Source organism: uncultured Psychrosphaera sp. (assembly GCF_947500655.1).
Taxonomy (GTDB): Bacteria; Pseudomonadota; Gammaproteobacteria; order Enterobacterales; family Alteromonadaceae; genus Psychrosphaera.
Genome location: NZ_CANMSK010000012.1, coordinates 1 through 13,036 on the forward strand (window position 1 = coordinate 1; position 13,036 = coordinate 13,036).

Here is a 13,036-nt window from a genome sequence, read left to right on the forward strand (position 1 = left end):
CGTTATCCTAGATGGGTAAAGCCAAAACCGTCTAAGTATCCCAAAAACGGAAATAAAAATGCCAGTCGGCTTAACTGTGACTGGCATTACACTATACGTGTCTTTTTATAACTATAACTTAAGTTATGCCTCATCAGAGGAGAATAAACAATGTAAGTTCAATTCTTTAATCTTAATCCTTTAATCACCAAAGCTGCCAGCAGCTCCAGGAAATACAACAGGGCTTTCTGTACCATCAGCAGCAACACTGGCTACACCAAAGAAGTAGTTATCAATAACTACATTTTTTAAGGTAAATTCACTTACCTTGCCAACTGAGCGACTAAATTGCCATTGTGAAGAGTCTGTAAATCTCCAATATATTTTAAAACCAACCAGTTGTGGGTTTTCTTCTGCTGACGGTAACGTCCACCAAAGTGTTGTGTCAGGCTTAACCGCTCCTTTAATACCAACATTTGCAGGTGGTGTTGGTGCCATTGCCATTGACGCTAAAGACACAGCATTAAGAGATGTTAATTTAGCGGCGTAGTCAAAGTTAACGCCATCAATTGTGTCACCATAAACAATGCCATTTTCAGTACGTAAGTCTTGATGTTGACGGTTATAATTTTCATTAGTTTCCATGATCCTAACACCTGGGATCCCCACTTGATTAAATGGTCTGTGGTGTCCACCGCGACCAAATCGGTCTAAACGGTAAATCATCATAGTATCTAAATTTGGAATGTATTGATCCGCAATTTTATCTATATAACGTGCTAAATTACGACTTGGTGAGTCAACTTCACCACCAGTAAAACGACGAGTGTTCGCTTCTTTGGCTGTCTCTGTAGGGCGTGTTCCTTCCGAGAAAATGCGTGCGGTTGTATTATTTATAACACCATTAACACCTTCAATGTTACCAATCATGTCATTGTTTAAAACCGCTTTAATTCTCCAACCGTCTTTTTGTGCTTGTTTGGCCATTATCTTGCCACCAAATAAGCCCTGCTCTTCACCAGCTAAAGCAACATAAATAATACTGCCATGAAATTTATATTTAGACAGTACTCGAGCGGCTTCAATAGTACCAGCCAAGCCAGAAGCATTATCATTAGCTCCCGGAGATATTGATGTAGAATTCATTACATCTGACACTCTTGAGTCAATATCACCAGACATTACAACAAAGCGATTTGGATCTGATTGCCCCTTTTGAATTGCAACTATACTAACAACCTCAGTTGAATTTGGAATACGCTTTTCACCACTAATAGTTTCTGATTGATAATACACAGTAAGGCAATTACCACACTCCGCAGATATTTTATCAAATTCAGCTTTAATCCATCGACGTGCAGCACCAATACCTGTGGTTGAAGATTCAGTTTCAGACAGAGTATGACGTGTACCAAAGCTGATCAGTTTCTTTATATCTTTTTCAATATTACTTGCAGAGACTTCACTCGCAATTTTATGTAGTTGTTGATTGTCGACAGAGCCTGATGCTGGTGTTGTAGATATGTCGCTTGCAAACGACTGACCTACAATCATAACAAGTGGCAGTAAGCTGACTTTATATAAGGTTTTTATATTCATCTGACATTCCAATTTAGCTTTTATAATTTAGCTTTTTTAATTTAATGTGAATTTGTGAGTTATACCAATTGTATTAACTCACTATACCTTTAATCATAAGCTGAAAAATACAGCTAAACGGTTAAATGCCCAAGAACAGACGTTTAATTACCGTTAATGTAAGGAAATAAATAAAAATGACTATAAAAGGCTTAAACGTTAAGAGATAGCAGTGTGTTTTTAATTGATGTAGCAGCTATCAGAGACATCCATCAATAATTTAACTACTGAATAAGGGTTACTCGAACTTTGTTTGATGAGCCTCGACCTAGGTCGTCTACAACTTTAACGTTGAATGTGCCAACTTCTGGATGCCAGAAAAATGGAGTATCTCGGTCTACCTTGCCGACAAACCTATTATCAATAAACCAATATAAATAATTTGAGTCGCTATCTGTCGTGGCTGTAAAAGGCAGTACTTCATCTTTTAACTTACTTGCTCTAACTGTGTAACGAATTAAGCTACTTGGCGAGGTTATTACTGGTGCAAGACCTCGAGTGCCAGTTTCGTTAATAGAACACGACTCTAAATAAATAGGTGGTTGGCGTTTCACAATACCGGCTTGTCTAAACAGGGATATTAAGTCCGACGGCCAAAATTCATAAACGTCTTTTTTAGTTGTCGCTGAGTCAAACCGACATGCTCTTAATCCTGTTTTTTTATCTATGTAAATTTCTCTGTGTACGTCGGATATTTTAATTGGCGATTTTCCCGGTATAAACAAGCCCTTTTTAGTTTTAGGGCAATGTACGTTTGGTAAATCGCCAGTGCTTGCGCATATATCGACTTTGGTCACATTTAAGCCGTCGGCTGAGATATTATCTTTAATTAAACCATAGCTTTCTAATGAGCGGATTATTTCAAAAAATAAAGGCCCTGCTGCTTTACTGCCGATAAAAGAAGGATGCCCTTCTCCGGTAAAGTTACCAACCCAAACGGCTAATACATAAGGTCCTGCAACGCCAACAGCCCAAGCGTCTCTAAAGGCAAAAGACGTTCCTGTTTTCCAATATACTGGATATTTTTGTCGGCTTTCTTTTTGAAAGTCCATTTCATCTACCGCGGTATTTTGCTTTAACATTTGTAAGGTCAAATACGCAGCTTCTGAACTTAATAAGCGATTTTCATTTGATCTTTGTTCGCTATTGGCATGGTTTTCGTTATCGTCGTTGCTAAGGAAATACTGGTTTATATCAGCTTTAGCAGTGTTTTCGTTAGAAACGACTGTTGACGACTCAGGTGTTAAAATTACTTCTTCTTTATATTCGCCTAAATTAGCTAACATGGCGTATAACTTTACCAGCTCTAACATGGTAACTTCGTTGCCCCCCAACGCTAGCGCTAAGCCGTAAAACTCTTTTGGTTTTAAATCTTTAACCCCACCTGCAACTAAAAGCTCGTACAAACCTGTTTTTTTCAGTTCATACATTAAATTTACCGCTGGCACATTTCGACTTAAGACTAATGAATCAGTTGCCGTTATTGGCCCTAAAAAACCTTGGTCATAATTTTCTGGCGTGTATGCACCAAAACGTTTTGCGGCATCTTTTACTAAAGACAGAGGATGGATTAATCCTTCATCAATAGCGAGTCCGTAAATAAACGGTTTAAGGGTTGACCCCGGTGACCGTTTGGCTTGAGTACCATTCACCTGCCCACTAATTTTACTATTAAAAAAGTCAACAGAGCCTAGCTCGGCAACCACTTCCATGGTTTTATAATTCAGCAACATGGCAGAGGTATTATTGAGGCCATCTCGGTCACGACGTTCTATATAACTTGTCGCGTGACGTTCCAATAACTTTTGTAAATTCAGCTTAATCGAGGTTTTGTACTGACCTGATTTAAGGTGTGGGTATTCACTGCGTAAGTGATTCATAAAATGTGGTGCTAAAAAAGGTAAGTCAGACGTGGACTTAACACTAATAGGCAGTTGCATTGCACTTGCCCAATCTGCATCGTCCGGATGGTCTTCTAACCAACGAGTAAATAGTCTTTGTCTTGTGTCTATCAGTATCGGTTTAGCTGTCTTTTTTATAGGATTACGTTTGGTTGGATTTTGCGGAATTAAACTCAATAACAAAGATTCTGGCAAATTAAGCTTACTTGCTGGTTTATCAAAATAAACCAAACTAGCAGCACCAACACCTTCAATGTTTGAGCCGTAAGGCGCCAGGTTAAAATAAGCTTCTAGTATTTCAGTTTTACTGTAATGCCTTTCAATTTGTAAGGCTCGGAAAATTTGCTCCAATTTGCCCAAAATAACATGTGTGTTCATGCCAAAACGTAAGCGCGCCAATTGCATTGTTATAGTGGAAGCACCAACGCGTCGGCTACCTTTGATATAACTGGTATAAAATGCCTTGGTTAAGGCAACAACATTAATACCAATATGTTGATAAAAGTACTGATCTTCATATAAAAGAGTGGCCTCTTGTATATCTAAAGGAATTTTATCTATTGGTGTCCAAAGGCGGTAACGATCATCTCTGGCTAAGTTTAACCGCAGTAGTTTCTCGTCATTGTCATAAAATGCCGTTGAATAAGAAATATGCTGGGTAATATCAGGTTTGGGGATAAATAGGTATAGCAGCACTGTAAACAGTACTGCTATTAAAACTAACTTTATTAAAACTGCTTTTTTGAAAAGCACAAAGCGTTTTCTATTTAGACGAGATGACATCAAAGCGACCAGACGTCGAATTAGCCTTAATAGTTAAGTCGTACATAGACTCAACGCTAACCGGAGGAATAACGAAACTACCTATCGTTGTTGCTTTAACTTGATAAGTTAGTGTTGTCACGCTCTCACCAAAGCCACCGTAAAATACAACTCGGTCTTCTCTTACGTCTTGGTAATCAGACTTCCAACCATTGTAGCCACGACGTACACTTTCGGTTTCAACTTCAAAACCACCTGGTAATAAGTCAACAACCGCAACGTTAGGAACATAGCTGCCTGTTGTACTACGTATTTTTAATACAACATTTAACTCTTGCCCTTGAGCTACTTTACCAGTGATAACATTGCCTTTATCGTCTTGGAACTCACGTATCACTTCTAAGCCTTCACTTACCGCTTCTTTTGGTAAGTTAGTATCAAAACCCGACTGACTAAGCATATAAAATGAGTTTGGCTGAGCAAATAGTTTTAGTTTTTCAATATCAGTAAAGAAACTGGCTTTAGGATATGGGTTATGTTCAACCGTTAACTCATCTCCCGGAGCTTCTTCGCCATCTTTTTTACTTGCTTTAAATGCCGTAACCGTTACATCTTCCTCTACACCTTTTGGTAATACAGCTTGCGAATAAGCACTCATAGCAATGACTGACCATGCAGATGACAAAGTGTTGTATTGGCCTTCAAAAATTGGCTCAACAAAAGTAAACAACTTGTCTTTTTCAAGTTCAGCTAACTTTGTTGGAAAGTGTTTAGCTAAAAGATAAACATATTGCCCATCATGGGTAAGACGCGAATCGTAAGAACTCCAACGATCATTCTTAGATTTCTTGCCCACACTATATTCTTCAATAAAGGACTCGGCTTTGTCTTCAACACGCATTAACTTATAAGTCGCACCAATAAATACTGACGCAATATCACGACGCCACTCTTTACTTCTAGCACTTTTGAGTTTTTTCTCTAAGTCGAATAGATAGTTAGTAGTAACATCACCTTTACGTGTTAACAGGTAAATAGCATAAGCTCGGTTTCTATTACTAATTGTTGAACTTGAGCTAGACGAGTTATGAGCTATCTTGCGCACAGCCTCGAAGCCTTTTTTCCACATATCATTTGGTATTGCTACGCCCTTTTCTTTCGCATCTAGTAAAAAGTGCATTACATACAAAGACGCATACGTAGACTCGTAATTACTAGCAGGCCAAAGCATATAGCTACCATTTGGTAATTGGCGTTTTCTTAATGTGTTTATTAGGTTATTTAAACGCTCATATTTAGTGTCTACATCCCCCATATAAGTTGGATGTTCTAAATAGTTAAGTATTGGGAATACGCCACTGACTACTTGTTCCGTACACATGTGTGGGAATGTATTTAAATAGTTAACCAAACCATCGACTAAAGCTAATGGGCTTTGAGACGCTGTGATCTTATTGTTAGACAAACTAGGATAAAGTGTTCTTGGTACGTCAAATTCTTCTTTACCAGACTCACTTAAACCACTTTCAAAGGTACTCACTAAAGGCACTGGTGGACGAACACTTAATGTTGCCGTACGACGACTGTATTTTTCACCCGCAGATGCAGTAAAGGAAATAGACGCTGCGCCTAGCTTGTTAAGAACTTTAACTCTAAGGGTTACTTTATCCTCTGAGTTTTCATCAATTTTCAAGCTTAGTTTATTTTCACCTAATATTTGCAAGTTATCTGACGTAGTAACATCAATATCAATTGGTAGTTGTTTGCCAGATTGCTCAACACCATTGGCAACACCTAACACAACTTCAAATTCATCACCTGGAGCGGCTGCGGTTAATACATTTGGTGTTAATACAAATGGACCACGCACAAGTGTTTTATGCTCTTGTACACCAACACCGTCGTTATTTACAGCCACCGCCATAACTCGTAATGTACCTGAGAAAGTGTCAGGGACTACAAAAGTGTGTTGTTTTGTTTCAGGACCTGCGGATAAAACACCAGACCAAAATGCAACAGGTTTCTCTACTTTACGAGAGAATGGATTAAGCTGCTTGCTTCTAAACGACGATACCATTTCGTTCACACCACCACCTGCGGCAGCAAACTCTTGGACTAAACGAAACGCAGGTAAAATAAGATCCACTATTTGCATAGTGCCTACTTCTAATGCGCGTTTTTGTAAAAAGTGATTTAGCGGTTTAGGTGTTTGATATTTTGCAACTTGTAATATGCCTTCATCCACTGCATACAAAACCACGCTGGATGGTTTAGCTGAGCTGTATGAAATAGTTAATTCATCACCTGGTTTGATTTTTTTAGGTACACCTAAGTCCAAGTCAACAATACGTGTGCTACGGTCAATAGAAAATGACTTAACGGCGTAGCTTAATGGACTAGTAAATATTTCTTTTGAGTCAACATCACGGACAAAAGACACATTTATATAAGCATTACCTTCAATACCCGCAGGTAACTTTATGGTTTGTACACTGCTAAGTGTGGTCGTTTTAAACCATTTATGCGCATGGACTTTGTTGGTTTCAATTGTGATCAAGCCAGAGCCGGTATAAGGCGCGACAATACTCATTTCAATTTCTTCACCAGACTTATAATCGCCCTTGTTTAATTGCAATTGTAACTCAGCATTTCTTTCTAACTTGCCTGCTAAATTACCCGCACCTACAACGGTAAAGTGTACTTTAGTTAGTTTGTTGCCGTCTTGATCAACAAGTTCTAATAAATAAACACCGGCTGTGTCAGTAGGTAATTTATAGTCCGTGCCCTTTTCAGTAATAGAGAACTTTTCTGTACTTAACAGTTTATCTTTTCTTACCGATTGATATTTATAAGTACCATTATTTTGCAGTACTAAAGTAGAAATATACTGCTGTTGCGTTAACTGTAGAGACAGATCATTACGAGCAATCTGTTTAACGTCTGAGTTAATATTTACAAAGTTTAATACACGGTCTGAGTCTCTAGAAATATAACCTAAGTCACCGTCAGCTTTATAACCTACCAATTCGCTTGCTGGTGATACAAGCATAGCGGTACTTGAACGAACGCTTCGGCCACCGCCTTCTTCATAACCTTGAACAGAAAAGTTTAAGCGATATGTACCCGCTTCATAGTTTTTAAGATCAATATCAAATTCAGCTTTACCGTTTTTATCGGTTTTGGTTTCGTCTAAGTTTTCATTTCTTTGTCTGATATTTTTATTATCGTAATAAGAGTCTGAAAATTTATATTTAGCGTATTCATTAAAGTAAAAGTTAGCCGGCGTTAAACGTATATTGGCTGTCACTCTTCTGTTTTGAGCTGGTGTGCCAAATAAGTTTTCAAGATTAACCAATGCCTTTATTTCAGAGGCGGTTACCCAACCTTTTGATTTATATTGAGCAAATTCACTTTTTATTTTTAATCTATCAGCTTGAAACTCTTCTACTTTAAAATTGGTGCTACCAAGTTGGCGATGTCTATTTTTTTCAACCAGCGCAACAGACGCATAATAGTTACCTGTAGCTGAGCCATATTCGGTTTTAAAGCTAAAATCAATTAAGCCATTAGGCTCTAGTCGCACACGTTTTTTATAAACCGTTGCGCCACGAGGATCGGTAACTCTAAGCTCTAAAGGAATAGCGCCTAAAGCAGAGAAGTCTTGTTGTTTAACAATAGTCGCTAAGTTAACTTCATCACCTGGGCGATAAATACCACGAGAAGAGAAAACAAATGCATTTATTTGGTTGCTCGCATTTTGACTGGTTCTTACACCACCGGTATCAAAACGAGAGTAATTTACCGTTCTGTCATAACGATTATATGGAATGAAAGAAATATCAGAACCTTTCTTCACAACAAAAGCCACAGGCTCTTTATCACGTTTAAATGAAGATGTTATTGGGAAATATGCATGACCTTTCGCATCGGTTTTTGCCGTTAAAACACTAAGTCCATTTTTCGCTAATAAAGAAACACTTGTGTTACCAACAGGTTTACCTGTTTCTATAGATTGCACAAATAAGTCGTGGGAGCCATCTGCATTATTTTTTACTAAAATACCTAAATCTGTAATAAGAATAAGGCGGCGGTCTGTACGACCAAATGAATAATTTCCAACTGGATCCCAAGCTCTAGCATCAATAATAAATAAGCCCAAACCATCCGCAGGAGTATAACTGTCACTTAAATCAAGCGATGAATACACGGCTTTTTTCGGATGTTCGTCTTTTAATTTAATGTGTTTGGTTGAAAGCGTACTGATGTTCTCTTCTGAAAAGTAGTAACTCTTAAAATCAGGGCTCGTTATACGGCCGCTTGTTTGGCTAATTAAGTGATTAATTTGATTTTCATGTACTTTAGAAATATCGACTTCAATTTCTTTAATGCCGCGCGTTAAGAACGACAATTTATGATCACCATTTTTAGACAAAATAGCGCCATCTGACATAATATTTACTTCTTTAGGATAAGCTGGAGTCTCTAAAAATCGCTCGTACCTATTGCCCATTACAAAACCATTAGTTGATTTTAATCCAGAGTCTAAACTTATAAAAACCTGTCTATTCTCTGGCGCATCAAGAGTAAAACTATGCAACTTAGCCGTATCATGCTCAGTAGGCACAGCAGTTAATTTGATTTCGTTTGCCGGTTTTAGAAGTTCTTTAAAACCAACATCGCTAGTGCGACTCCAGTATTTACTTCTACCTTTAGCATCAGTTGTTGGTAATAAATACGCTTTAGTTTTACCAATTACATCTTCTGAGCTGATTTGGTCTGTAAAGTTAATAACAAGTGCTTGTTCTGGTTCGTCTTCTGAATCTTTAACTAAAGAAATACCTGTTCTATTGACTTTAAAAAAGCTAGAAACACTTGGAATTGATAGCGTCTTTTTAACTTTATAAGCTGAACTAGAGTCACCGTAAATTGGCTCAATACCTTTATCTAGTTCAAGGTACATATAACTACGACTATCTTGAATTTTTATTTTTTCTGACGTGATGTAAATTCTACGTTGATGTTTGTCGGACTTTACATCAAATTTGTATTTGTATTCACCGTTGCTACCTTTGCCACTGAGTGGCTGAATCAAGGTTAAGTTTTCTTTTATGCTTTCAAGTTCAACCGGATGAGTTGCGTTTAATGTTGCAACTACCTTATGGCTATTTGTTACTTGTGGGTCTTGATAAAGTTCAAACGAGGCTAAGCTCATTTTAAAACGAGGTGTAGTAAAGCTAGTACTGTCGTTATTTAATAAAAGGTCAGGTTTAAAAATAGAGGCATCAAAACTAACAGTATATTTTTTGCCAGCAGGCCAATCTTGTTTTGGTTGAAATTTAAGACTATCTTCTTCATTCCAACGCCAAACACCCGCAACCTCTGGGGTCATTGTTATGCCACTTGTGATCTCTTTACCTAACAGCTCTAATTTAGCAACAGAACGTGATACTTCTTCATTTTTATTGTTTCTAGACTTGCTAGGCTTAAATCTTATGTATACCGCTTCTGGGTGTAATGTTTCACTATTATAACGAGTGAGTCCTGGACCAGTGTTACTGATTGTATAACTAACAGGTTGAGGTAACGAAAGGTAATAATTATAACCAATTACAGCTAATGTCACTAAAACCACAACAGAGATAACGGTCTTTTTAAATCGTTTAATGTAACCAACAATAAAAGTCCAAGACGGTTTAAACCATTTAGGTTTCTTCAGTGTAATAATGTCTAAGATACTTAAAATAGGTAATACAACAGCAAAAATACTGGCAAAAATAGCCACCCCCTTTAATGCCATTTCAGGACCCGAGGTGAATAAAATAATAATCCCCAAAATAGCCGCCAACAAAATAGCAACAAAACCGCCAAATAAGAATTGCTTGCCTACAAACCCGAGAAATTTAAGTACCTTTAAATTAAATACTTTTGATAACAAAGAAACCTTCTTGTCTTTATCTTGTTCATCCATTGGACATTAACCTTATATGTTAGTTCTACGTATTAGTTTGGTAATTTTGCGTTGTTAGTAAATCAGTGTCATACATTCAATAATGTTTTAGTTACATCATTAGCGAGTGTTCGTAAAATGGCGTATCCATTAATGTTTCAACTGTGTACTTTCTATTGTTATTAAGCAATTAGTGTATGGGATCATTGGTAAAAGTTGATTTTGCGTTAACCGTAACGTCAACCCACTCTCATCTAGCTTAATAGGCCGCAAATACTATAATAAAATGAGTAAGTTAACTAGTAGGGTAATCCCCTAGTCATACCTGAAAAAAACAATTTGAATTAACCATTCGTGTTTAGTAAAAAAAATGCCACCTATTGAAAGTGACATTTAAATATTTGAACTCTAAAATAACCTAGATTATTGATATTTTATATAATGTTTTTTTAAACTGCATTAGGTAAAGAGTATTTAAATATACGCTTTAATACGCCAGAATACTGAGTTGAGAAACTTCCGGTATTATAAGGTAATTGATACTTTTTAAATACTTCCTGAACCTGTGGCGCAACGTCTTGGTAACGAGAAGATGGTAAGTCAGGGAATAAATGATGCTCTATTTGAAAGCTCAAATGCCCTGTCATTAAATGAAACGCTTTGCCACCTTGAATATTTGAAGATCCCAGCGCTTGACGGTAATACCATTGTCCACGAGTCTCATTCTCAATAGACGCTTCTGTAAACGTATGCACGTGTTCGGTAAAGTGACCACAAAATATAATGGTTGAAGTCCATAAATTACGTAACAAGTTGGCAATTAAATTACCTACTAACACCCACAAAAATAATGGGCCAGCAATCAATGGGAAAAACACATAATCTTTAATTATTTGGCGTGTGGCTTTACTAAAAAATCGATGTTTTAATTCAGAATGTGGAACTCGTTGATCTCGCCCGGCTTTCTTCTTACCAAAGAAAACACGTTCAGCCGCTAGTTCGTGATAAGCAATGCCCCACTGAAATAGTAAGCTTAAATTAATGTAAGTAATAAACTGCCAAAGATTTTTAACTTTCCATTTAAAGTCGTTAGATAAACGTAAAAGTCCGTAACCGAAATCACGATCTTTACCTATTACATTAGTATAAGTGTGGTGTTCAAAGTTATGCACTCGGTTCCAACTTTTACCATCACAGGCAATATCCCACTCATAACTTTGTGAGTTAATGTGTTTATCATTCATCCAGTCGTATTGACCGTGCATAACATTATGGCCAATTTCCATATTGTCTAAAATTTTTGATGTCGCCAATAATAAAATACCAACTACCCAAAGTGCAGGATGAATTAATCCAGTTAATAACATTAAGCGGCCTGTCCAACCACAGTAACGTTGCCAACGAATAACACGACGAATATAGTCGGCGTCTTTCTTACCTACTTTTGCCATAGTATTTTGCTTTATAGAATCAAGCTCTTGAGCAAATTGATCGTAATTCATTTGAGTCATATTGACATCTCCAAGTCGCTTAATGGCTGTGAAATACACAGCTGTATAATTTGTTCACCACTGTCTGACACATCGCCAGTAAGCAAGTTTTTTACAAGCCCACTCTTTTTAGTACAGTGACATTGATGACATACACCAATTCCGCAACCACGTATCACTGGCGCGTTTTGGCTTTCTAATTGTATTAACAGGTTTTGTTGGTTAGATGCCGTAAAAGCGTTGCCATTTAACGTAACAGTTACTTCTATTTCTGTCGCTGAATCATCATTAACTATTGGAGCTAATGAGAAATGCTCTTGATAGAAATTAGCGCCAGCATCTTTACTTAACGTTTCAATATCAGACATTAAACCTTGAGGTCCACAGCAATAAACATCTGAGTTAGCCAGTAAAGTTAATGGCTGTGATTTATGTTCACTGCGAGTCATAAGGTCAAATGTAAAATGAGAATGCTGTTTTGCTAATGACTCTAATTGCTCAACAAATTGATGTTCATTCAATGGCGCAATATAACGTAAATACATTGGGCTGTTAGTTGCAGAGATATGCTCTGACAACATTGACATCATTGGAGTGATACCTGAACCACCTGCAAGCATAACAATAGGATTTTCCAATGGCTTATTTGACTGTTGAAATACAAACTCACCTTGTGCCGCTGAAATATTTACCCAGCTATTAATAGTGAGTTCATCCGCTAACTGTGGTGTAAAACGCCCTAATTCATTTGTCTTAATCACTAAAGTAATCGTTTTATCTTTAGCATATTGCTCAGGACTAGAGGCTATTGTAAAAATACGCGTTAGCAAACGACCATTAAATTCTGCTGTCAATTCAATATGTTGACCCGCTTTATGTGCCTTCCACTGGTGCTGAGGTTGCAATGTAATATGTACAAAGCTACCAATAGTTTTAGTAACGTTAAGAACTTGAGCGCGATATAAACCCTGACGCCATGCAGGTTTTACTCGCTGTATCACTGGTTCAAAATAACCAGAAAAAGCACTATGGTGTGAAAACCATAAACTTAGTTTGTTTAAAGTTGTAGATAACATAATTTGAGAGTACACCTGTACGCTGAAGTTTGAGCGCACAAGTGTACGCTTAAATTATTAAAAATCAATACTCTATATTTAACATTAATTATTGTTTTTTATGTTTGAAAAAATAAGATACACGCTACATCAAAATAGTTAAGTGCATGTTATTAATAGCTTTAATAACTAGATTCAGCTGAAATAGATTTGATGTAGAGGTTTAACGTGGGTGTTTATGGATATGCTTATAGATGCAATTAC

The 13,036-nt window shown here is 37.1% G+C and carries 5 protein-coding genes; all 5 read right to left on the reverse strand.

From position 1 onward, the window contains the following. Positions 1-180 precede the first annotated feature (180 nt). The 5 genes from Q0940_RS10865 to Q0940_RS10885 all read right to left on the reverse strand — a co-directional run bounded on the left by Q0940_RS10865 (position 181) and on the right by Q0940_RS10885 (position 12,793). Positions 181-1,533: a M28 family metallopeptidase gene (locus Q0940_RS10865; RefSeq protein WP_299268577.1), complete on the reverse strand. Its 1,353-nt coding sequence runs from the start codon at positions 1,531-1,533 to the stop codon at positions 181-183. A gap of 308 nt (positions 1,534-1,841) precedes the next feature. Then, complete coding sequence (pbpC, locus tag Q0940_RS10870; RefSeq protein WP_299268313.1) at positions 1,842-4,214, reverse strand: penicillin-binding protein 1C; 2,373 nt, start codon at positions 4,212-4,214, stop codon at positions 1,842-1,844. A 67-nt stretch (positions 4,215-4,281) separates the two neighbouring features. Beyond that, positions 4,282-10,248: an MG2 domain-containing protein gene (locus Q0940_RS10875; protein WP_299268316.1), complete on the reverse strand. Its 5,967-nt coding sequence runs from the start codon at positions 10,246-10,248 to the stop codon at positions 4,282-4,284. A 428-nt stretch (positions 10,249-10,676) separates the two neighbouring features. Further along, positions 10,677-11,738, reverse strand: a complete 1,062-nt coding sequence (locus tag Q0940_RS10880) for an acyl-CoA desaturase (RefSeq protein ID WP_299268319.1) — start codon at positions 11,736-11,738, stop codon at positions 10,677-10,679. Then, positions 11,735-12,793 carry an iron-sulfur cluster-binding domain-containing protein gene (locus tag Q0940_RS10885; protein ID WP_299268325.1) on the reverse strand — a complete coding sequence of 353 codons (1,059 nt, stop codon included), beginning with the start codon at positions 12,791-12,793 and terminating at the stop codon, positions 11,735-11,737. The genes Q0940_RS10880 and Q0940_RS10885 overlap by 4 nt, the downstream gene beginning before the upstream one ends. Between the last annotated feature and the right edge of the window lie 243 nt (positions 12,794-13,036).